The sequence below is a fragment of the Eoetvoesiella caeni genome, from assembly GCF_003315175.1.
In the GTDB taxonomy this organism is placed as follows: Bacteria; Pseudomonadota; Gammaproteobacteria; order Burkholderiales; family Burkholderiaceae_B; genus Eoetvoesia; species Eoetvoesia caeni.
On the sequence record NZ_QNRQ01000009.1, the window covers coordinates 118,138 to 141,666 of the forward strand.

17 protein-coding genes are annotated in these 23,529 nt (G+C 59.9%); 9 read left to right on the forward strand and 8 right to left on the reverse strand.

What is annotated here, in order from left to right; all coding sequences use genetic code 11:
- The 7 genes from gltA to DFR37_RS15715 form a co-directional block, all read right to left on the reverse strand.
- Window positions 1-1,305, reverse strand: coding sequence for a citrate synthase (gene gltA, locus DFR37_RS15685; RefSeq protein WP_113934227.1), 1,305 nt, complete (start codon window positions 1,303-1,305; stop codon window positions 1-3).
- A gap of 18 nt (window positions 1,306-1,323) precedes the next feature.
- On the reverse strand, window positions 1,324-1,584 hold the full coding sequence (locus tag DFR37_RS15690) for an FAD assembly factor SdhE (RefSeq protein WP_113934228.1): 261 nt from the start codon (window positions 1,582-1,584) through the stop codon (window positions 1,324-1,326).
- A 12-nt stretch (window positions 1,585-1,596) separates the two neighbouring features.
- Window positions 1,597-2,313, reverse strand: coding sequence for a succinate dehydrogenase iron-sulfur subunit (locus DFR37_RS15695; RefSeq protein ID WP_113934229.1), 717 nt, complete (start codon window positions 2,311-2,313; stop codon window positions 1,597-1,599).
- 12 nt (window positions 2,314-2,325) lie between these two features.
- A complete protein-coding gene (sdhA, locus tag DFR37_RS15700; protein WP_113934230.1) occupies window positions 2,326-4,104 on the reverse strand; it encodes a succinate dehydrogenase flavoprotein subunit in 1,779 nt (592 codons plus the stop codon).
- A gap of 3 nt (window positions 4,105-4,107) precedes the next feature.
- Entirely contained in the window at window positions 4,108-4,491 is a 384-nt protein-coding gene (gene sdhD, locus DFR37_RS15705) for a succinate dehydrogenase, hydrophobic membrane anchor protein (protein ID WP_113934231.1), read from the reverse strand.
- Window positions 4,491-4,904, reverse strand: coding sequence for a succinate dehydrogenase, cytochrome b556 subunit (gene sdhC / locus DFR37_RS15710; RefSeq protein ID WP_113934232.1), 414 nt, complete (start codon window positions 4,902-4,904; stop codon window positions 4,491-4,493). The genes sdhD and sdhC overlap by 1 nt, the downstream gene beginning before the upstream one ends.
- Window positions 4,905-5,000: 96 nt before the next feature.
- Window positions 5,001-5,771 carry a GntR family transcriptional regulator gene (locus DFR37_RS15715; protein WP_113934233.1) on the reverse strand — a complete coding sequence of 257 codons (771 nt, stop codon included), beginning with the start codon at window positions 5,769-5,771 and terminating at the stop codon, window positions 5,001-5,003.
- 263 nt (window positions 5,772-6,034) lie between these two features.
- Between DFR37_RS15715 and DFR37_RS15720 the strand changes: the two genes are divergently transcribed.
- On the forward strand, window positions 6,035-7,024 hold the full coding sequence (locus DFR37_RS15720) for a malate dehydrogenase (RefSeq protein ID WP_113934234.1): 990 nt from the start codon (window positions 6,035-6,037) through the stop codon (window positions 7,022-7,024).
- 91 nt (window positions 7,025-7,115) lie between these two features.
- Here DFR37_RS15720 and prpR read toward each other — a convergent pair whose 3' ends face one another.
- Window positions 7,116-9,101 (reverse strand): propionate catabolism operon regulatory protein PrpR, encoded by a 1,986-nt coding sequence (gene prpR, locus DFR37_RS15725; RefSeq protein ID WP_113934284.1) that lies wholly within the window; start codon window positions 9,099-9,101, stop codon window positions 7,116-7,118.
- Between the two features lie 278 nt (window positions 9,102-9,379).
- On the opposite strand from prpR, the gene prpB reads away from it, so the two are divergent.
- The 8 genes from prpB (at window position 9,380) to acnA (ending at window position 23,398) form a co-directional block, all read left to right on the forward strand.
- Complete coding sequence (prpB, locus tag DFR37_RS15730; RefSeq protein ID WP_180148067.1) at window positions 9,380-10,285, forward strand: methylisocitrate lyase; 906 nt, start codon at window positions 9,380-9,382, stop codon at window positions 10,283-10,285.
- A gap of 31 nt (window positions 10,286-10,316) precedes the next feature.
- Window positions 10,317-11,504 (forward strand): bifunctional 2-methylcitrate synthase/citrate synthase, encoded by a 1,188-nt coding sequence (gene prpC / locus DFR37_RS15735; protein WP_113934235.1) that lies wholly within the window; start codon window positions 10,317-10,319, stop codon window positions 11,502-11,504.
- 84 nt (window positions 11,505-11,588) lie between these two features.
- Entirely contained in the window at window positions 11,589-14,183 is a 2,595-nt protein-coding gene (gene acnD / locus DFR37_RS15740; protein WP_113934236.1) for a Fe/S-dependent 2-methylisocitrate dehydratase AcnD, read from the forward strand.
- Between the two features lie 91 nt (window positions 14,184-14,274).
- Window positions 14,275-15,465: a 2-methylaconitate cis-trans isomerase PrpF gene (prpF, locus tag DFR37_RS15745; protein WP_113934237.1), complete on the forward strand. Its 1,191-nt coding sequence runs from the start codon at window positions 14,275-14,277 to the stop codon at window positions 15,463-15,465.
- A 151-nt stretch (window positions 15,466-15,616) separates the two neighbouring features.
- On the forward strand, window positions 15,617-17,071 hold the full coding sequence (locus DFR37_RS15750; RefSeq protein ID WP_113934238.1) for a bifunctional 2-methylcitrate dehydratase/aconitate hydratase: 1,455 nt from the start codon (window positions 15,617-15,619) through the stop codon (window positions 17,069-17,071).
- 191 nt (window positions 17,072-17,262) lie between these two features.
- The gene (locus DFR37_RS15755) at window positions 17,263-17,541 is read left to right on the forward strand and encodes a GNAT family N-acetyltransferase (RefSeq protein ID WP_113934239.1); all 279 of its coding nucleotides are present in this window, start codon (window positions 17,263-17,265) and stop codon (window positions 17,539-17,541) included.
- Between the two features lie 207 nt (window positions 17,542-17,748).
- A complete protein-coding gene (gene acnB / locus DFR37_RS15760) occupies window positions 17,749-20,340 on the forward strand; it encodes a bifunctional aconitate hydratase 2/2-methylisocitrate dehydratase (RefSeq protein ID WP_113934240.1) in 2,592 nt (863 codons plus the stop codon).
- A gap of 355 nt (window positions 20,341-20,695) precedes the next feature.
- The gene (gene acnA, locus DFR37_RS15765; RefSeq protein WP_113934241.1) at window positions 20,696-23,398 is read left to right on the forward strand and encodes an aconitate hydratase AcnA; all 2,703 of its coding nucleotides are present in this window, start codon (window positions 20,696-20,698) and stop codon (window positions 23,396-23,398) included.
- Window positions 23,399-23,529 lie beyond the last annotated feature (131 nt).

Genomic DNA, 23,529 nt, shown 5'->3' on the forward strand with positions numbered 1-23,529 from the left:
CTAGCGTTGAGCCGGCACATCGCGAACGACGGCGCCGGTGTACAACTGGCGAGGACGGCCGATCTTGTATTCCGGATCGGACAGCATTTCGTTCCATTGGGCGATCCAGCCCACCGTGCGGGCCAAGGCGAAAATAGCCGTGAACAGCGAGGTGGGGATGCCGATGGCGCGTTGCACGATACCCGAGTAGAAGTCCACGTTCGGGTACAGCTTGCGTTCGACGAAATACGGATCTTCCAGCGCGATGCGCTCGAGCTCCATGGCCAGCTTGAACAATGGGTCGTTTTCCAGGCCCAAAGCCGACAGCACTTCTTTGCAGGTTTCCTGCATCAGCTTGGCGCGCGGATCGTAGTTCTTGTAGACACGGTGGCCAAAGCCCATCAGGCGCACGCCCGAGTTCTTGTCCTTGACCTTTTCCATGAACTCGCCCACTTTGGCAATGCCGCCATTGGCTTGCAGGTCTTCCAGCATTTGCAGGCAAGCTTCGTTGGCGCCGCCGTGCGCGGGGCCCCAAAGGCAAGCCACACCGGCCGCGATTGCCGCAAACGGATTGGTGCCCGACGAACCGCACAGACGCACGGTGGAGGTCGATGCGTTCTGCTCGTGGTCTGCGTGCAAAATGAAAATACGGTCGAGCGCGCGTTCGACGACGTCGTTGACCTTGTAGTCCTCGCATGGCGTGGCGAACATCATGCGCACGAAGTTGCCCGTGTAGGACAAGTCGTTTTGCGGATAGATGAAAGGCTGGCCTTGCGAGTACTTGTATGCCATGGCGACCAGCGTCGGCATCTTGGCGATCAGGCGGATGGCCGAAATTTCACGATGGCGCGGGTTGGTGATGTCGGTCGAGTCGTGATAGAAGGCCGACAAGGCGCCGACCAGGCCCGTAAGCACGGCCATCGGGTGGGCGTCGCGGCGGAAACCGCGCAGGAAGAAATGAAGCTGCTCGTGAACCAGCGAATGATGGGTCACCAGCGAGTCGAATTCGCTTTTTTGGGCCGCGTTGGGCAATTCGCCGTTCAGGATCAGGTAGCTGACGTCCATGAAGTCGCAGCTTTTGGCCAATTGGTCGATAGGGTAGCCGCGATACAGAAGCTGGCCCTTGTCGCCGTCGATATAAGTTATGGCCGATTCGCACGACGCTGTGGCCAGAAAGCCCGGGTCGTACGTGAACATGCCGGTCTGGCTGTACAGCTTGCGGATGTCGATGACTTCAGGTCCGATCGTGCCTGAGTACACCGGGAATTCGACTGGTGCGCTACCATCGGAGAATGATAGGGTAGCTTTTTTTTCTGACAGTTGCATCACGTTATTCCTCAAAAATTACAATGCCCGCATTTGTGCGACCAGCTTGCGCAAATCGGGAGTGTCGTATTCTCCTGAAAGCTCAGTGCGGCCCAACAAAACGTCAAGCAAATCGTTATCGCCCATGTCGAACAAATGAGACAAGGCTGATACATCGGTTTCGGTGAGCTGGTCTTCGAAGCGATCAAGAAATTTTGTAATGACCAAGTCGTTTTCCAGCAAACCACGGCGTGCGCGCCACCGTAGACGCGCACGCTCGAGTTCTGACAGTTTTTTCATAAAATACTGTCGTTAGAAACTGCGACGAACCAGAAGTTCTTTGATCTTGCCAATGGCTTCCGAAGGATTCAACCCCTTGGGACAGACACTGGTGCAGTTCATAATGGTGTGGCAGCGGAACAGACGATACGGATCTTCCAGGTTGTCGAGCCGCTCGCCGGTGGCTTCGTCGCGCGAATCGGCAATGAAGCGGTAAGCCTGCAGCAAGCCGGCCGGACCCACGAATTTGTCCGGGTTCCACCAGAACGACGGGCACGCCGTCGAGCAGCAGGCGCACAAAATACATTCGTACAAGCCGTTAAGCTCGTCGCGAGCCTCGGGAGTCTGCAAACGCTCTTTCTCGGGAGGCGGCTGATTGTTGATCAGGTAAGGCTTGATCGAATGATACTGATTGAAGAAGTCGGTCATGTCGACGATCAGGTCGCGCACGACCGGCAAGCCGGGCAGCGGACGAAGCACGATAGGCTCTTTGACGTCGAGCAAGTTGGTCGTGCAGGCCAGGCCGTTCTTGCCGTTGATGTTCATGGCATCGGAGCCGCACACGCCTTCGCGGCACGAGCGGCGCAGCGCCAGGCTGTCGTCGACGTCGGACTTGATGCGGATCAGCGCATCAAGCAGCATCTTGTCGGTAGGCTGCAGCTCGACTTCGAGCTTCTGCATATAGGGGCGCTCGTCCTTGTCAGGATCGTAGCGATAAATTTCAAACTTGACGATACGTTTTTGACTCATTTCAGTTCCTGCTTAGAAGGTCCGCGCTTTGGGTGGGAAGCTCTCGACAGTCAGCGGCTTCATTTGCACAGGCTTGTACTCCAGCCGCCGGTTTTCGGAGAACCACATCGTATGGAGCAGCCAGTTGTCGTCATCGCGTTCGGGATGATCGTCCAGGGCGTGCGCGCCGCGGCTTTCGGTACGGTTGGCCGCCGACTTGGTTGTCGCCAGCGCCACTTCTTTCATGTTGGCAAGCTCAAGCGCCTCGATGCGGGCGGTATTCCAGACCTTGGACTTGTCCTTGAAGTAGACGTTGTCGCAGCGGTCGGCGATCTGTTCCATCTGGGTAACGCCTTCGTTCAGCAGCTTGAGCGTGCGGAACACGCCGCAATGCGCCTGCATGCTGTCGCGCATGGCGTTATGCACTTCGTAGACGTTTTCGCCGGAGGCACGGGTTTCAAGCTTGTCGACGCGGTCGAGCGAGTGCTCGATCGACGATTCGGGAATGGCCTGATGAGCGTGCTGGCGTTCCGGGTGGGAAGCAACGATATGATTGCCGGCGGCGCGCCCGAAGACGATAAGGTCAAGCAGCGAGTTGGTGCCGAGGCGGTTGGCGCCGTGCACCGAAGTGGCCGCGCATTCGCCGACGGCATACAGGCCATGCACAGGCTTGTTCTGGCCATTGGCCCAGTCCATGACCTGGCCGTTGATGTCGGTGGGAATGCCGCCCATCTGGTAATGGATGGTTGGAATGACAGGAATAGGATCTTTGATGGGGTCGACGTTGCCGAACTTGATTGCGATTTCGCGAATCGACGGCAACCGCTTCATGATGGTCTCGGCGCCGATGTGATCCAGCTTCAGCAAGATGTGGTCGCCGTTGGGACCGCAGCCCCGCCCTTCTTTGATTTCCTGGTCCATCGAGCGCGACACGAAGTCGCGGGGAGCCAAGTCTTTGAGCGTGGGCGCATAGCGCTCCATGAAGCGCTCGCCGTCTTTATTCAGCAGGATGCCGCCTTCGCCGCGCACGCCTTCGGTAATGAGCACGCCCGCGCCGGCCACGCCGGTGGGGTGGAATTGCCAGAACTCCAGGTCCTGCAGCGGCAGGCCGGCACGTGCGGCCATGCCCAGGCCGTCGCCGGTATTGATGAAAGCATTGGTCGAAGCGGCCCAGATGCGGCCCGCGCCGCCGGTTGCCAGCACCGTGGTCTTGGCTTCAAGCACGTAGATTTCGCCGGTTTCCATTTCAAGGGCGGTAACGCCCAGAACGTCGCCCGCTTCGTTGCGCAGCAAATCAAGCGCCATCCATTCGACGAAGAACTGTGTGCGCGCGGCGACGTTGCGCTGATACAGGGTGTGCAACATGGCGTGACCGGTACGGTCGGCCGCGGCACAGGCGCGCTGTACGGGCTTTTCGCCGAAATTGGCTGTATGGCCGCCGAAAGGACGCTGGTATATGGTGCCGTCGGCATTGCGGTCGAAAGGCATGCCGAAGTGTTCGAGTTCGTAGACAGCATTGGGCGCTTCGCGGCACATGAATTCGATGGCGTCCTGGTCGCCGAGCCAGTCGGAACCCTTGACGGTATCGTACATATGCCAATACCAATTGTCTTCGCTCATGTTGCCCAGCGACGCACTAACGCCGCCCTGAGCCGCAACTGTGTGCGAACGCGTGGGAAATACTTTGGACAATACGGCTACCGATAAGCCGGCTTGAGCCAGTTGCAAGGAGCAACGCATGCCGGATCCGCCGGCTCCTACGACCACCACATCGAATTGGCGGCGAGGTAAGGTTTTTTTGACAGCAGCCACGGCTTATAGACTCCAGAGAATTTTTGCGAAAAAGATGACCGAACCGACCGTCCACAACAGGGTCAGGACAAGCAGCAACATGCGCCAGCCGGCCGGTTTGACGTAGTCCATCCAGATATCGCGAACCCCGATCCAGGCATGCCAGGCCAGCGACAGGAATGCCAGCGTTGCCAGCAACTGCCCCACGGGCAATGCGCCGAGGTGGAAAGTGAAAAGATTTTGCCAGGTTTCGAAGTTCATCCCGGAAGAGAACACAAAACCTAAAAACAGAACTACGGTGTACACGGCCATGATGACCGCGGTGCAGCGCTGAACAATGAAATCGAGCGTGCCGTAATGGGCGCCTACGACCAGGCGCTTTGTTCCAATGCGTTCTTGAGTAGCCATTACCAGACCCCGAATAATTTAAGACCGAAAATCACGGTCAACGCCAGGCTGATGCCGATGACGACGCCGGCGCTTTTTTGAGCGGCTTCTTTGTCGTTGCCAATATGCAGGTCCAGCGTCAGGTACCGGATGCCGGCACAGAAGTGGTGCAGATAGCCCCAAACGAGCACGAGCAGCACGATTTTGCAAAGCGGATTGGAAGCCCACTGGCTGATGGATGCGTAGCTTTCCGCCGATGTCACGCTAAGCGCGAACAGCGGAATGATCACAAGAGGCAGACAGAGGAACAGCAAAGCGCCGCTGACACGGTGCAAGATGGAGGTTTTCCCTGCCAGGGGAAGGTTGTAGCTCAGTATCTGCGGTACGCTTATATTGCGAAACTGCGGACGCGGCTTGGAAGCTGAATCGGACATGATGGCCTCAAGGTTATAACAAATAATTTATTGCAAAGCGCTACGGTATTTTCACCGATTTAGGGGACACGTATCAAATCGGGGAAAAAACCTCTATCAATTTAAACTGTTTCTGTAATGAAACCGTTCAGTCACATATAATCCCCTACGTACTTCCACGGGGCGGTCGCCGTAGGTATACGACACCCGCTCTACCTGTAGCAATGGGCTGGAAGGAGCCACCTGCAGCAGTTCAGCCTGGTCGACACCCGCCGATACCGCCTTGATCTTTTCGTCTGCTCGCACCATGCTAATCCCAAACTCGGATTCGAACAAAGCATATAACGGCCCGCGGTAGCGGGAAACGGAATCCACCGTCAGGCCGCGGAACACCGAGCCGGGCAGCCAGATGTCGTCCAGTATGGTCGGAACCTGCTCGAACGACAGCAGGCGGCGCAAATTGATGACGGCGTCCGCGGTGCGCAAATCAAGCAGGCGTGCGATATCGACCGGCGCCTTGACGCGGCGGCAGTCGAGGATCTGGCTGCCTGTTACCTTGGGCTGGCCGTCGTCGGGGGTCAGGCGCAAGAAGCGAAAGCGGACTTTTGCTTCTTGGTGCGTGGCGACGAACGTGCCCTTGCCCTGGCGCCGCAGCAACAGGTTTTCGGCGGCAAGCTCGTCTATGGCCTTGCGCACCGTACCCTGGCTGACCTGGAATCGCGCAGCGAGTTCGAGTTCGCTGGGTATGGATTCGCCCGGCTTCCATTCGCCGCGGTCCAGGCTTTGCAGCAACAACCCCTTGATCTGCTGGTACAGCGGGCTGTAGGCCGCGCTGCTGGCAGCGCGATCGGAGTCCGAAGCTTGATCGTTTGAAGGGGTATCAGACATGGCTGGGCAGCAAGGCACCTGGGCGAAAGTTGAAGTTTGAAGTATAGGGTGGAACGCCCATTATTTTCGCATGCTTTACAACTTATGTCTAACAGTCTTGTGTCTTATATAAGATATAAGACAATTGACGGCAAATCCGGTTTCCTCTAATCTGCAAACGATTTAAACTGTCGGCTATTAGTGTCTTGCCCGGTCGGTTGAAAGCCAATCAACCTGACAGAATACTAGCCCAGCCAACCATTCATTTTTACTGGAGATTGTTCATGTCCAAACCCGCCATGCGTGTCGCCGTTACCGGCGCTGCCGGCCAAATTGGTTACGCCCTGCTGTTCCGTATCGCCTCGGGCGAAATGCTGGGAAAAGACCAGCCGGTCATTCTGCAATTGCTTGAGATCCCCGACGAAAAAGCACAGAAAGCGCTGAAAGGCGTCATGATGGAATTGGACGATTGCGCATTCCCCCTGCTGGCCGGCATGACCGCCCACAGCGACCCGCGCGAAGCCTTCAAGGACGCCGACATTGCCCTGCTGGTCGGCGCCCGCCCCCGCGGCGCCGGCATGGAGCGCAAAGACCTGCTGCAAGTCAACGCCCAGATCTTCACCGCCCAGGGCAAGGCGCTTAACGACGTCGCCAGCCGCAACGTCAAAGTGCTGGTGGTCGGCAACCCCGCCAACACCAACGCCTACATCGCCATGAAGTCCGCACCCGACCTGCCCGCGAAAAACTTCACCGCCATGCTGCGCCTGGACCACAACCGCGCGCTGTCGCAACTGGCCGCAAAGTCGGGCAAGAAAGTCGCCGACATCGAAAAGCTCATCGTATGGGGCAACCACTCGCCCACCATGTACCCCGACACCCGCTTCGCCACCGTCGGCGGCCAAAGCCTGCCCAAGCTCATCAATGACGACGCCTGGAATCGCGACGTCTTCATCCCCACCGTGGGCAAACGCGGCGGCGCCATCATCGAAGCGCGCGGCCTGTCGTCGGCCGCTTCGGCCGCCAATGCCGCCATCGACCACATCCATGACTGGGTTCTGGGCAGCAACGGCAAATGGGTCACCATGGGCATTCCGTCCGACGGTTCCTACGGCATCCCCGAAGGCATCATCTACGGCGTTCCCGTCACCACCGCCAACGGCGAATACACCCGTATCGAAGGCCTGGAAATCGACGCGTTCTCGCGCGAACGCATGGACTTCACCCTGAACGAACTGCTGGAAGAACGCGACGGCGTGAAAGACCTGCTGAATTAATACGCAGCCGGCTCCGGCCCAGCCCAAGCAAGCCCTGGCTTTATGCCGGGGTTTGCCAGAAACGCCAAATGCCTCTTTACCGAGGCATTTTTTACGCCTGTGCTCCGGCGCGCTTCAATTTGCGCCACAGGGTGCTGCGGCTTATGCCCAGGATTTCGGCGGCGCGGGCGCGGTCGCCATTGCATTCTTTCAATGCGGCTTGTATGCGCTGCAGTTCGGCAGCTTCGCGGCTGTCGCGCAAATCGTCGCTGGATGACGTATTGGATAAATCGTTGCCTGGCGTTGTGCAGCAGAACGCCAGCTCGGGTGCGATAGCCTGCAACTCAAGCGCAACGGCCTCGGCACCCATGCCCGCCGCGCCATGAAACGCCGCAAGCCGCTCTATCAGGTTTTCCAATTCTCGGATGTTGCCGGGCCAGGCATAGCCTTGGGAGGCCGCCACAATGGCATCGACCACTCCGTCGTCCACGCTTTTGCCATGCCCCAGGCGCCGGGCGACTTTCTCCTTCAAATGCGCCGCCAGCAAAGGCAGGTCTTCGCGCCGCTCGCGCAAAGGCGGCAAGGTAATCGACAAGACATTCAGGCGGTAGTACAGGTCGCTGCGGAACTGGCCGGCCTGTATGCGCGCCGCCAAGTCCTGATGCGTGGCGGCTACCACTCGCACATCGATGGGGATGGGCGCCGTCGAGCCTATGCGCAGCACTTCTTTTTCCTGCAGCACCCGCAACAGCCTGGTTTGCAACGACAAAGGCATTTCGCCGATTTCGTCCAGGAACACTGTGCCGCGGTGAGCCGCTTCGAACAAGCCCGTTTTGCCGCCACGGCTTGAACCCGTGAACGCGCCTTCGACATAGCCGAACAATTCGCTTTCCAGCAGCGCCTCTGGAAAGGCCGCGCAATTGATGGCGACGAAAGCCTGCCCGCGGCGGCTGCCTGCATTATGTATGCCCTGCGCCAGCAACTCTTTGCCGGTGCCGCTTTCGCCCACTATCAGGACCGTGGACTGGCTGTGCGCACAAATCAAGGCGCGGGCCTTGGCTTGCGCAATGGAGGCGCTTTGGCCAATGATGTCCGACAGCAGGTACTTGGCCCGCGCCGTGCGCGGCTGAGCGCGCGCGCGCAAATTGCGGTCCAGCCGCTGAATCATCACCTGGTCCTGGCAGACCAGCACGGCACCCGTGTACCGGCCCTGCTCGGTGACCGGCAAGCGGGTCGTCACCAAGGTGCGTCCGCCCACCTCCTGAACCTGCTCGACTTCCGCCTGCCCCGACCGCAAGGTATTCTGCAAGCTGAGTTCGGGGCTTACCGAAGCCAGGCGCTGGCCCATCAGTTGCCCCGCCGGCTGCCCCAGTATTTTTTCCATCGAGGCGTTCACAACCTCGATACGCTCCTCCAGGTCGACGGCGACCACGCCATCTTTAAGCTGGCCCAGGATAATGCCCAGCTTCTCGCGCTTGGCCAGTTCCAGCCGCGAGATCCGCGCAACCTCGATGGCGTCTTCGATGGCCTCGCGCACCGACTCCTGCGAATACAGCAGCACGCCCTCCAGGCCATAGGCGCGCGCCAGGTCCACCACCATGCCCGGCGCAACCACCACCTCGATGCCCAGATATTTGAGCTCTTGGACGCAAACTTCGGCGTCTTGTTCGGTCCGGTACGCCCGCAGCACCACCTGCAAGCCAAAGACCTCATTGAAATGCGAGACTTCAGGCGCTACCGCGCCGTAGGTAACCAGCGCGATGCGGCGTGAATGGCGCGATGCTTTCGTCAAAGCGTGCATGGCGTCGAACCCGCCGACCTTTACCAGCACCACGGGCAGGTCCAGGTTCTGGCGCAAAAAACCGCCGTTCGAGCCCGCGGCCACCACGGCATCCACTCCCGGGTGCCGGCGCAGGGCTGTAATATCGGCTAGCGCATCGCCATAGGTTTTATCTAGAATATGCACATCGGCCGTTGCGTAGTACTGCGGCGCCAACTCTTCGAGCAAGGCGCGCAAACCATGAAAGCCGACAGCGACTATGCGCAAGGCCGGGGTGGGAACAGAAACCGAAGTAGGCAAAGTATGATTGACATGCATGGCCGATATGCCCTTACCTGGCAAGAGATGAAAGCATTGGACCACAGTTGTTTCATTTCTGAAAATTGAATTTCATTATTGAAACATCCAAATTTGGCACCGCAATTGTGTTATGGCGGCCAGCACCGCCCTGCCCTTATTATTCTGCTGTAGAAACAAGAGCTTGAGGACACCGCGCGACGCAACCCAAGCCGGCGGCGGCGCGCTGGCATGCATGTTGCTTTAGAGTCTTATATCTTATATCTCTTACCTCTTTTATCCCTGACAGCGAGACGCACGTGCCAGCCTCATCCACTACCCCCATATCTGCCGGCGCCCTGTTCCGGCAAGCGCTCAAAGACGAAACCCCATTGCAAATAGTCGGCGCGATCAACGCCAATCACGCCTTGTTGGCCAAGCGAGCCGGATTCCGCGCCATTTATGTTTCGGGCGGCGGCGTTGCCGCAGGCTCTTTAGGCTTGCCCGACCTCGGCATCAATACGCTGGACGACGTGCTTACCGATGTCAGGCGCATCACCGACGTCTGCGACACGCCCTTGCTGGTCGACGTCGACACGGGCTTCGGGCCGTCGGCCTTCAATATTGCCCGCACCATAAAAAGCCTGATCAAGTTCGGTGCGGCGGGCTGCCACATCGAAGACCAGGTCGGCGCCAAGCGCTGCGGCCATCGCCCCGGCAAGGAAATTGTCTCTACCCAGGAAATGGCGGATCGAGTCAAGGCGGCCGTCGACGCCCGCTACGATGCACAATTCTTCATTATTGCGCGCACCGATGCCATTGCCGTCGATGGCGTCGATGCCGCACTGGAGCGCGCCCAGGCTTGCGTTGCCGCCGGGGCCGATGCTATTTTTGCCGAAGCGTCGTACGACCTGGCCACCTACCAAACATTCAGCCAGGCCCTGAGCGTACCGGTGCTGGCCAATATTACCGAATTCGGCCAAACTCCTTTATTCAGCGTCCAGGAATTGGCCGGGGCCGGCGTAGGCATGGTGCTGTATCCCTTGTCCGCTTTTCGCGCCATGAACAAGGCCGCCGAAACGGTTTACGGCGCCATCCGGCACGACGGTCATCAACGCAATGTCATAGACATGATGCAAACGCGCGAAGAACTTTACGAACGCATCGGCTACCACGACTTCGAATCGAAACTGGACCTGCTGTTTGCGCAGGGCAAATCCAAGTAAACACCCCAAGACAAAACACCAGGAGAGCGACATGGCAACTACCGGTACAAGAAACAACGCAAAGGACGGCGCAAAAGACAGCGCACCCGCATTCAAGCCCAAGAAATCAGTAGCCTTGTCGGGCATTGTGGCCGGCAATACAGCACTGTGCACGGTGGGGCGCAGCGGCAACGACCTGCATTACCGCGGCTACGATATTCTTGACATCGCCCACACCTGCCAGTTCGAAGAAATCGCGCATTTGCTGGTACACGGCAGCCTGCCCACCAAGGCCGAACTTGCCGCCTACAAAGAAAAATTGCGCAATCTGCGCGGCCTGCCGGCCCAGCTGCAAACCGTGCTGGAATCGCTGCCCGCGGCCAGCCACCCCATGGACGTCATGCGCACCGCGGTTTCGGCGCTGGGATGCATGCTGCCTGAAAAAGACGACCACAACCTGCCCGATGCACGCGATATCGCCGACCGGCTCATGGCCAACCTGGGTTCGGCCCTGCTGTACTGGTATCACTACAGCCACAACGGCCGCATTATCGACGTACAGACCGACGACGACAGCATAGGCGGCCACTTCCTGCATTTGCTGCATGGAAGCAAGCCCAGCGACGAATGGGTGCATGCCATGCACACTTCGCTCAATCTTTACGCCGAACACGAATTCAACGCCTCCACCTTTACTTGCCGCGTCATTGCCGGTACGGGGTCGGACATGTATTCGGCCATCGCCGGCGGCATCGGCGCCTTGCGCGGCCCCAAGCACGGCGGCGCCAACGAAGTGGCCTTCGAAATCCAGAAGCGCTATGCCACGCCCGACGAAGCCGAGGCCGACATCCGCCGCCGCGTTGAAAACAAAGAAGTGGTGATCGGCTTCGGCCACCCAGTCTATACCGTATCGGACCCGCGCAACCAGGTCATCAAAGAAGTCGCCCGCAAGCTCTCCAAGACCGCCCAGAACATGAAAATGTTCAATATCGCCGAACGCCTGGAAACCGTCATGTGGGACGCCAAGAAAATGTTTCCCAACCTGGACTGGTTCTCGGCCGTCTCGTATCACATGATGGGCGTGCCAACCGCCATGTTCACGCCGCTGTTCGTCATTGCGCGCACCGCCGGATGGGCGGCCCACATTGTCGAGCAGCGTATCGACAACAAGATCATCCGCCCGACCGCCAACTATGTCGGGCCCGAAGACCGAAAATTCGTGCCCCTGGCAAAGCGCTGACAGGCACAAGGGCCGGGGCGCAGGGCTTCTTGCTGCGCCCCGCGCCAGTCTTCTTCGATCATTACCTTGTTATTTCCGGATGTCATGAACACAGCAAACCGCAAACCCCTGCCCGGCACCGGCCTGGATTACTTCGATGCACGCTCGGCGGTCGAGGCCATCGAACCCGGCGCCTACGGCAAGCTGCCGTATACCTCGCGCGTACTGGCCGAAAACCTGGTGCGCCGCTGCGATCCGGCCACCCTGACGGCCTCGCTCAAGCAACTCATCGAGCGCAAGCGCGACCTGGACTTCCCCTGGTTTCCGGCCCGCGTGGTTTGCCATGACATTCTGGGCCAGACCGCACTGGTCGACCTGGCCGGCCTGCGTGAGGCCATTGCGGCAAAGGGCGGCGACCCCGCCCAAGTCAATCCGGTCGTGCCGACCCAATTGATCGTCGACCACTCGCTGGCCGTCGAGCATGCCGGTTTCGATCCAGATGCATTCGAAAAGAATCGCGCTATCGAAGACCGGCGCAACGACGATCGCTTTCATTTCATCGACTGGACCAAGAAGGCGTTCAAGAATGTCGATGTCATTCCGCCGGGCAACGGCATCATGCATCAAATAAATCTTGAACGCATGTCGCCCGTGGTGCATGCCCTGGAGAGCGTGGCCTTCCCCGATACGCTGGTGGGCACCGACAGCCATACGCCGCACGTCGATGCGCTGGGCGTGATCGCCATCGGCGTCGGCGGCCTGGAGGCCGAAAGCGTAATGCTTGGCCGCGCGTCCTGGATGCGCCTGCCCGACATCATCGGCGTCGAACTGACCGGCAAGCTGCGGCCCGGCAGCACCGCCACCGACCTGGTGCTGGCACTTACCGAATTCCTGCGCAACGAAAAAGTGGTGTCGTCCTACCTGGAGTTCTATGGCGAAGGCGTTGCGCATCTGACCCTGGGCGATCGCGCGACCATCTCGAACATGACGCCCGAATACGGCGCCACGGCAGCGATGTTCTACATCGACCAGCAAACCATCGACTATCTGAAGCTTACCGGCCGCGAAGACGAGCAAGTCAAGCTGGTGGAAACCTACGCCAAACAGACGGGGCTTTGGGCCGACAGCCTGAAAACCGCCGAATACGAACGCGTACTGCAGTTCGACCTTTCAAGCGTCGTGCGTAATATCGCCGGTCCCTCGAACCCGCACCGCCGCGTTGCGACTTCCGAGCTGGCCGCGCGGGGTATTTCCGGCAAGGTGGAGAACGAGCCCGGCCTGATGCCCGACGGCGCGGTCATCATCGCCGCGATCACCAGTTGCACCAACACCAGCAATCCCCGCAACGTCATTGCCGCCGGCCTGCTGGCGCGCAATGCCAATGCGCTTGGCCTGGCCCGCAAGCCTTGGGTCAAGTCCTCGCTGGCGCCGGGCTCCAAAGCGGTTCAGCTATACCTGGAAGACGCGCAGCTCCTGCCCGAACTCGAGCAACTGGGATTCGGCATTGTCGGCTTCGCCTGCACCACTTGCAACGGCATGAGCGGCGCGCTGGACCCCGCAATTCAACAAGAAGTCGTCAGCCGCGACCTGTACGCCACGGCCGTGCTGTCGGGCAACCGCAACTTCGACGGCCGCATCCATCCTTACGCCAAGCAAGCCTTCCTGGCTTCGCCTGCATTGGTCGTAGCCTACGCCATCGCCGGCACCATTCGCTTCGATATTGAAAAAGACGTGTTGGGCATGGACCGCGGCGGCAAGCCGATCACCCTGAAAGACATCTGGCCGTCCGACGAAGAAATAGATTCTATTGTCGCTGCCAGCGTCAAGCCCGAACAATTCCGCCGGGTGTACGAGCCCATGTTCGCCCGCAGCGTCGTTGCCCGCGAACAGCTTAGTCCGCTGTACGACTGGCGTCCCGCCAGCACATATATCCGCTGTCCGCCCTATTGGGAAGGTGCGCTGGCCGGTGAGCGCACACTGAAAGGCATGCGCCCCCTGGCAGTACTGGGCGACAACATCACCACTGACCACCTCTCGCCATCCAATGCCATATTGCCGGACAGCGCAGCGGGCGAATATCTGGCCAGGATGGGCTTGCCCGAAGAAGACTTCAATTCCTACGCCACCCATCGCGGCGACCACTTGACCGCGCAGCGGGCCACCTTTGCCAATCCCAAGCTATTGAATGAAATGGTCAAGGACGCAGGCCAGATCAAGCAAGGCTCTCTGGCGCGCATCGAACCCGAAGGCAAGATCACGCGTATGTGGGAAGCCATTGAAACCTATATGGAGCGCAAGCAGCCGCTGATTATCGTGGCCGGCGCCGACTACGGCCAGGGCTCCTCGCGCGATTGGGCCGCCAAGGGCGTGCGCCTGGCCGGCGTGGAGGCCATCGTGGCCGAGGGCTTCGAACGCATCCATCGCACCAACTTGGTCGGCATGGGCGTGCTGCCTCTGGAGTTCAAGCCAGGGGTGGACCGCAACACACTGAACATCGACGGCACAGAAACTTTCGACGTCATTGGCGCATGCACGCCGCTTGCGACGTTGACTTTGGTCGTTCACCGCAAAAACGGCGAGCGTGTCGACGTGCCTGTCACCTGTCGCCTGGACACGGCCGAAGAAGTATCGATCTACGAGGCCGGCGGAGTACTGCAGCGCTTTGCGCAGGACTTCATCGAATCGACGACAACGGCATAGTGCGCCGGCCGGCTGCATCTGCACGCCCCCCATCAAATACGGCACCGGCGCCCTTCTATATTTGCAGACGCTGAACAAAAGGAAAAGCTTCATGGCGTATGTACCTCAAGTCAAAATCCCCGCCACCTATATGCGCGGCGGCACCAGCAAGGGCGTGTTCTTTCGCCTGCAGGACTTGCCGCAAGCCGCGCAAGCGCCGGGTGCGGCGCGAGACGCGCTATTGCTGCGAGTAATCGGCAGCCCCGACCCCTACGGCAAGCAGATAGACGGTATGGGCGGCGCCACGTCCAGCACCAGCAAAACAGTCATCGTCTCTAAAAGCGTGCGCCCCGGCCACGACGTCGATTACCTGTTCGGCCAGGTTTCCATCGACCAGGCTTTTGTCGACTGGAGCGGCAATTGCGGCAACCTCTCCGCCGCGGTGGGGCCCTTCGCCATCAGCGCCGGGCTGGTCGATGCCGGCCGCATCCCGCAGGACGGCATGGCCACCGTGCGCATATGGCAGGCCAACATCGGCAAGACCATCATTGCCCACGTACCCATGACCCACGGCGCTGTCCAGGAAACCGGCGACTTCGAACTTGACGGCGTTACCTTCCCCGCCGCCGAAGTGCAGCTTGAGTTCATGGATCCGGCCGCTGAAGAAGAAAGCGCGCAGGGCTCGATGTTTCCCACCGGCAACGTGGTCGACGACTTGCCAGTTCCAGGCCTGGGCGCGCTGAAAGCCACCATGATCAGTGCCGGCATCCCCACCATATTCGTCAATGCCGAAGACGTCGGCTACACCGGCACCGAGTTGCAGGACGCAATCAACGGCGACGCCAAAGCCCTGGCGATGTTCGAAACCATACGCGCGCACGGCGCGCTGCGCATGGGTCTCATCACCCATATCGACGAGATCGCCAAGCGCCAGCACACGCCCAAAGTGGCGTTCGTTGCCAAGCCCGCTTCCTACGTTTCCTCCAGCGGCAAAGCGATTGACGCCGGCGACGTCGACCTGCTGGTGCGCGCCCTGTCCATGGGCAAGCTGCACCATGCCATGATGGGCACCGCCGCCGTCGCCATCGCCGCCGCCGCGGCGATCCCGGGCACGCTGGTGAATCTCGCGGCCGGCGGGGGTGAACGCGACGCAGTATGCTTTGGACATCCCTCGGGCACTCTGCAAGTGGGCGCCCAAGCCAGCCAGCAAGACGGCGACTGGGTCATAAACAAAGCACTCATGAGCCGCAGCGCCCGCGTGCTGATGGAAGGGTGGGTGCGCGTACCCGGCAACGCGTTCTAAAAATCGCAATAAGAACCCCGGCCAAAAGGCCAGAGCATCAAGCAGCAAGTCGGGCAAGCCTTTGGTTCGGGGAAAAATTTCCGCGCTTGACTGGAAGCCGAAGAACAATGCGTGCGCTTCGGATCCTAGTCAAATATGAGGCCAGCCCGTTATGAAATCCAATCAGCGCCCCGCCTGGGATCAGGTTCTTGTCGATATCGTGGACTATGTCCGCGACTATCCGATCACATCAAAGCTGGCCTACGACACCGCGCGCCTGTGCTTGATCGACACGCTGGGCTGCGGCCTGGAGGCGCTGCAATACCCCGCCTGCACCAAACTGATGGGCCCCATCGTTCCCGGCACCATCGTGCCCAACGGCGCCAAAGTGCCGGGCACCCGGTTCCAGCTCGATCCCGTGCAAGCCGCCTTCAATATCGGCGCCATGATTCGCTGGCTGGACTTCAACGACACCTGGCTGGCGGCCGAATGGGGCCACCCTTCGGACAACCTGGGCGGCATCCTGGCCAGCGCCGACTGGCTTTCGCGCAATGCGGCGGCAGCGGGCAAAGCCGCCCCGACCATGCGCGATGTGCTCACTGCCATGATCAAGGCGCATGAAATCCAGGGCTGTATTGCGCTGGAGAATTCCTTCAATAAAGTAGGCCTGGACCACGTCGTGCTTGTCAAGGTAGCCTCCACCGCCGTGGTGTCCCAACTGCTGGGCCTGTCGCGCGAAGAAACACTGAATGCAATTTCGCTGGCCTGGGTAGACGGCCAAAGCCTGCGCACCTACCGGCATACACCCAATACCGGCAGCCGCAAAAGCTGGGCCGCGGGCGACGCCACCAGCCGGGCGGTGCGCCTTGCGCTGATCGCTCAAACAGGCGAAATGGGCTATCCATCTGTGCTTAGCGCAAGAACCTGGGGCTTTTATGACGTGCTGTTCAAGGGCCAGACCTTCAAGTTCCAGCTCCCTTACGGCAGCTACGTCATGGAAAACATATTGTTCAAAATATCGTTCCCGGCCGAGTTCCACGCCCAAACCGCCGTCGAATGCGCCATGAAGATCCACAAGCTTCTCAAGGCCCAGGGCAAATCCAGCAGCGACATCAGCAGAATAACCATCCGCACCCACGAAGCCTGCATCCGCATCATCGATAAACAAGGCCCTCTGGACAACCCCGCCGACCGCGACCACTGCGTGCAATACATGGTGGCCGTCCCCATCCTGTTCGGACGCCTGACCGCCGGCGACTACGAAGACCACATCGCCGCCGACCCCCGCATCGACGCCTTGCGCGAAAAAATAATCTGCGTCGAAGACCCGGCCTTCACCGTCGACTACCACAACCCCGAAAAGCGCTCCATCGCCAATGCCCTGACAGTCGAATTCAACGACGGCAGCCGCTTGCCCGAAATCGTATGCGAATACCCCCTGGGTCACAAACGCCGCCGGCAAGAAGGAATTCCCTTGCTGGAAGCCAAATTCCGCACCAATCTGGCCCGACAGTTCCCTGCCCGCCAGCAACAGCGCATTCTTGAGGTTTCGCTGGACCAGGCAGGTCTGGAAGCCATGCCGGTGAACGAATATGTTGACCTTTATGTACCCCACGAGCGACTTTGAACGCTTTCCCTGCGCTTAACGGCCTGAATCAGAGGGTTCCTTACAACACACGGCGCCCAGAACCCGGCCACGCGGGCCGAATGCTTGATCGGGCCCGTCTTACCATTTAGACTGATTTCTATAGCAAGAGACAATCCTCTCTGCTGATTGCAGCATTCCATTTACGCTTCTTAAACCAACGAAGAAACAACGTGAGCCGCCCAGTAGAACACCATCCAGAGCAACGACGCTTCCAAATAATCGAAAACGGCATCTTGTGCGTGCTTGATTATGAGTTGAACGGAAACACCATGATCGTCATCCACACGGGCGTCCCCCAGGCCGTGGGCGGGCGCGGCATCGCCGCCGACCTGACCATGCACGCCCTGGACACCGCCCGCCAGAAAGGCTGGCTGGTTCGTCCCGTATGCTCCTACGCCGACGCCTATATCCGCCGCCACAAGGAAGACTACGCAGACTTGCTGGCGTAAATTTCAATAAAAGAGCCCTCTATCAATACATGTTATGCCGGCGCCCAAAGAACCAAACTTCACAAAAATTCGGAACAACAACACAATAACGCCCCCTTAACTCTTATATAAGATATAAGACATAAGACATTTGCTTCAAACCCATCCAGCCCTTACAATTGAGTCCAATAATTCCTTCTCAATACCGGACTCAAAAGGGCACGCCACATGCTGGATACATACCGCCAACACGTTGCCGAACGCGCTGCGTTAGGCATTCCTCCGCTTCCCCTGTCGGCCAAGCAAACCGCCGACGTCATCGAGTTGCTCAAGAACCCGCCGGCCGGCGAAGAGGCTTTTCTGCTCGACCTGATCACGCATCGCGTGCCCGCCGGCGTCGACGAAGCCGCCAGCGTCAAAGCGTCCTATCTCGCCGCGGTTGCCTTCGGTACTGAAACCTGCCCTCTCATCGACGGCAAAAAAGCCACCGAACTGCTGGGCACCATGCTGGGCGGCTACAACATCAGCCCTCTTGTCGACCTGCTCGACAATCCCGCGCTGGCCCCCGTCGCCGCCCAGGGCCTGAAAAACACCCTGCTCATGTTCGACGCCTTCCACGACGTCAAAGAAAAAGCCGACAAAGGCAACGCCCAGGCCCAGGCCGTATTGCAAAGCTGGGCCGATGCCGAATGGTTCACCAGCCGCCCTGAAGTCCCCGAAAGCCTCACTATCACAGTGTTCAAGGTCGGCGGCGAAACCAATACCGACGACCTCTCGCCCGCCCCCGACGCCACTACGCGCCCGGACATCCCCCTGCACGCCTTGGCCATGCTCAAGAACAAGCGCGAAGGCGCCGCGTTCCAGCCTGAAGAAGACGGCAAGCGCGGCCCCGTTGCCTTTATCGAATCCCTGAAAGAAAAAGGCCATCTCGTCGCCTACGTTGGCGATGTGGTCGGCACCGGCTCCAGCCGCAAGTCCGCCACCAACTCGGTGCTGTGGTTCACCGGCGAAGACATCCCCTTCGTGCCCAACAAGCGCTTCGGCGGCGTCTGCCTTGGCAATAAAATCGCACCTATCTTCTACAACACCATGGAAGACTCCGGCGCCCTGCCTATCGAGCTGGATGTATCCCAGATGAATATGGGCGACGTCGTCGAACTGCGTCCCTATGAAGGCAAAGCACTCAAAGACGGCAAGGTCATCGCCGAGTTCGAACTGAAGTCCGAAGTTCTGCTGGACGAAGCCCGCGCCGGCGGCCGCATTCCATTGATTATCGGCCGCGGCCTGACCGCCAAGGCGCGCGAAGCCCTGGGCCTGCCCGCCTCCACATTGTTCCGCCTGCCGCAAAGCCCCGCCGATTCGGGCAAGGGTTTCTCGTTGGCGCAAAAAATGGTGGGACGCGCCTGTGGCTTGCCCGAAGGCCAGGGCGTGCGCCCCGGCACCTACTGCGAACCGCGCATGACCTCGGTCGGCAGCCAGGACACCACCGGCCCCATGACTCGCGACGAACTCAAAGACCTGGCCTGCCTGGGCTTCTCGGCCGACCTGGTCATGCAGTCGTTCTGCCATACCGCCGCTTATCCCAAGCCTGTCGACGTCAAGACGCATCACACGCTGCCTGACTTCATCAGCACCCGCGGCGGCATCTCGTTGCGCCCCGGCGACGGCATTATCCATAGCTGGCTGAACCGCATGCTGCTGCCCGACACCGTCGGCACCGGCGGCGACTCGCACACCCGCTTCCCCATCGGCATCTCGTTCCCGGCGGGTTCCGGCCTGGTGGCATTTGCGGCAGCCACCGGCGTCATGCCGCTGGACATGCCCGAGTCGGTGCTGGTGCGCTTCAAGGGCGAACTGCAACCCGGCGTCACCCTGCGCGACCTGGTCAACGCCATCCCGCTGTACGCCATCAAGCAAGGGCTGCTGACCGTAGCCAAACAGGGCAAGAAAAACATTTTCTCGGGCCGCATCCTCGAAATCGAAGGCCTGCCCAACCTGAAGGTCGAGCAAGCGTTCGAGCTTAGCGATGCCTCGGCCGAGCGTTCCGCCGCCGGCTGCACCGTGCACCTGAACAAAGAACCCATCATCGAATACATCAACAGCAACATCGTGATGCTTAAGTGGATGATTGCCAATGGCTACGAAGACGAGCGCTCGATCGCCCGCCGCATCAAGGCCATGGAAGCCTGGCTGGCCGATCCGCAGTTGCTCCAGCCCGATGCCGACGCCGAGTACGCCGCAGTCATCGAAATCGACCTGGCCGACGTCCATGAGCCGGTCGTGGCCTGCCCGAACGACCCCGACGACGTCAAAACGCTGTCGGACGTTGCCGGCGCGGTCATCGACGAAGTGTTCATCGGCAGTTGCATGACCAACATCGGCCACTTCCGGGCCGCGTCCAAGCTGCTTGAAGGCAAACGCGACATTCCCGTGAAGCTGTGGATCGCACCTCCCACCAAAATGGATGCCCAGCAACTGACCGAAGAAGGCCACTACGGCGTCTTCGGCACCGCCGGCGCACGCACCGAAATGCCGGGCTGCTCGCTGTGCATGGGCAACCAGGCACAGGTGCGCGAAGGCGCGACCGTCATGTCGACCAGCACCCGCAACTTCCCGAACCGCCTTGGCAAAAACAGCAATGTGTACCTGGGTTCGGCGGAATTGGCCGCCATTTGCTCGCGCCTGGGACGCATTCCCACCAAGGCCGAGTACATGGCCGACATGGGCGTCATCGACAAGAGCAGCGACGAGATCTACCAGTACCTGAATTTCGATCAAATCGAAGAGTACAAAGAAATCGCCGACTCAGTAGGCCTGTAATCAACCCGTAGCGGGGCCCTCCCCGCAGCAACAAATGACTCCCCCGCGCCGAAATGCCGGGGGATTTTCTTTTGCCGAAGGGCCGCCCCAAGGCAAAAAAGCCCCCTCGGGGGCAGCAAACCGCGCAGCGGTGAAGCGTGGGGGCCTCTTTTGCCGCCGGGCCGCCCCAAGGCAAAAAAGCCCCCTTGGGGGGCAGCAAACCGCGTAGCGGTGAAGCGTGGGGGCACTATGATCGCCAAAAATCCTGCAATCAAGCCTAAAATAGCCGCAGGCCTCAAGCCAACACAGTCCGCGGCGCATCGGGCCGCAGTTCAACCGCCATTCAATTTATCGCCATCCAGCACGGAGCCAAGACATGTCGAATAACACCTTGAACAGTCTGAAAAAATTCAAGATAGGGGGCAAGACCGCCAACTTCTACTCCCTGCCTGCCTTGGGCAAGGAACTGGGCATCGACATAAAACGGCTGCCAGTGTCCATCCGCATAGTCCTGGAATCGGTGCTGCGCAATTGCGACGGCAAGAAAATCACAGAAAAACACGTGCGCGAACTGGCCCAGTGGCAACCCAACGCCAAGCGCAACACTGAAATCCCGTTCGTCGTCGCCCGGGTCGTCCTGCAAGACTTCACCGGGGTGCCGCTGCTGGCCGATATCGCGGCCATGCGCTCGGTGGCGCAGCGCGAAGGCAAAGACCCCAAGCGCATCGAACCCATGGTGCCCGTCGACCTGGTCGTCGACCACTCGGTCATGATCGACCACTTCGGCAACCAGGCTGCCCTGGGCCAGAACATGAAGATCGAGTTCCAGCGCAACCACGAGCGCTATCAGTTCCTTAAATGGGGCATGCAGGCATTCAATACCTTCGGCGTGGTGCCCCCGGGATTCGGCATTGTGCACCAGGTCAACCTTGAACACCTGGCCCGCGGCGTGCACCACAATGCGCTCGACAACGTCTACTACCCCGACACGCTGGTAGGCACCGACAGCCACACCACCATGATCAACGGCATTGGCGTCGTGGGCTGGGGCGTAGGAGGCATCGAAGCCGAAGCGGGCATGCTGGGCCAGCCGCTGTACATCCTGACACCCGACGTCGTGGGTGTTGAGCTTACCGGCGAATTGCGCGGCGGCGTCACGGCCACCGACCTGGTCCTGACCATCACCGAATTGCTGCGCAAACAAAAGGTCGTGGGCAAGTTCGTCGAATTCTGTGGCCCGGGCACATCCAGCCTGTCGGTGACCGACCGAGCCACCATAGGCAATATGGCGCCCGAATACGGCGCCACCATGGGCTTTTTCCCGGTCGACGACCGCACACTGGAATACTTCCGCGGCACCGGCCGCACGCCTGAGGAAATCGAAGCGCTCAAGGCGTATTTCAAGGCCCAGGACATGTACGGCATTCCCAAAGCCAAGAACATCGACTATTCGCAGTTGATCACACTGGACCTGTCCACGGTCACGCCTTCGCTGGCAGGCCCCAAGCGTCCCCAGGACCGCATCGAACTGGGCGATGCGAAAGCCACCTTTGCACGCCTGTTTTCCGAACAGTCCGCCAATGGCTTCAACCAGCCGCACGCGCGGCTCGACCAGACTTTTACCACCAGCACCGGCCGCAAGCTCAAGAACGGCGACATCCTCATTGCCGCCATCACGTCGTGCACCAACACATCCAACCCCAGCGTAATGCTGGCGGCGGGCTTGATGGCTAAAAAGGCGGTCGAAGCGGGGCTTAAAGTACCGAAAAACATTAAAACCTCGCTGGCCCCAGGGTCCCGCGTCGTTACCAACTACCTGGAAAGAACCGGCCTGCTGCCTTATCTGAACAAGCTGGGCTTCAACGTTGCCGCCTACGGCTGCACCACCTGCATCGGCAACTCGGGCGATCTGACCCCCGACATGAACGAAGCCATTGCGCAAAACGACTTGATCTGCGCCGCCGTATTGTCGGGCAACCGCAACTTCGAAGCCCGCATCCACCCGAACATCAAGGCCAACTTCCTGGCCTCGCCGCCGCTTGTGCTTGCCTATGCGCTGGCCGGCACGGTGCGGCTCGACCTCATGACCGAGCCTATCGGCAAGGGCAAGAACGGCGACGTCTGGCTGGGCGACATCTGGCCCACCAACGCCGAAGTCCAGGCTCTGTTGGGAACCGCGCTGGATCCTACCGTATTCCGCGGCAACTACAGCCAGATCAAGTCCAATCCGGGCAAGCTCTGGAAAGAAATCGGCAGCGTGGACGGCGATGTCTACAACTGGCCTGAATCCACCTATATCGCCGAGCCTCCGTTCTTCGCCGATTTCGGCATGACCCCGGCGCCCATGCCCGCGGTACGCAATGCCCGCGCACTGGCGGTATTCGGCGACTCGGTCACCACCGACCACATTTCGCCGGCTGGCTCGATCAAAGAGTCTTCGCCGGCGGGCCAGTGGCTTAAAGAGCACGGCGTCACAAAGGAAAACTTCAACAGCTACGGCTCGCGCCGCGGCAATCACGACGTCATGATGCGCGGCACCTTCGCCAACGTGCGCATCAAAAACCTCATGATTCCGGCCGCCGCCGACGGCAGCCGCTTCGAAGGCGGCGAAACCCTGTACCAACCCACGGGCGAGCGCCTGTCTATTTTCGACGCCGCCATGAAATACATCGACGAAGGGGTTTCCACCATTGTGTTCGGCGGAGAAGAATACGGCACGGGTTCTTCGCGCGACTGGGCGGCCAAAGGTACGCAGTTGCTGGGCGTCAAAGCCGTCGTTGCCCGCAGCTTCGAACGCATCCACCGCAGCAACCTCGTGGGCATGGGCGTCTTGCCGCTGCAATTCAAGGACTCGGACAGTGTCGACTCGCTGGGCATTACGGGCGAAGAAGTCTACGACATCACGGGCCTGGAAAACGGCATCAAGCCGCAGCAAGATGTGGTGCTGACCATCCGCCGCAAAGACGGCACAACGCAAGCCGTGCCCATGCTGCTGCGCATCGACACCGAAACCGAGGTCGACTACTATCAGCACGGCGGCATCCTGCCCTACGTATTGCGCGACCTTCTGGCCGCCTAAGCGCCTTGCGGCCAGGCCCGCCATAGGCCGCGCAAAACACCCCAAAAGATCGGATTCAACCGGCTTTTGGGGTGTTTTTATATAGAACAATGCCGACCGCGCCGGACCCAACGCGCCTTTTTGGCGGTCGA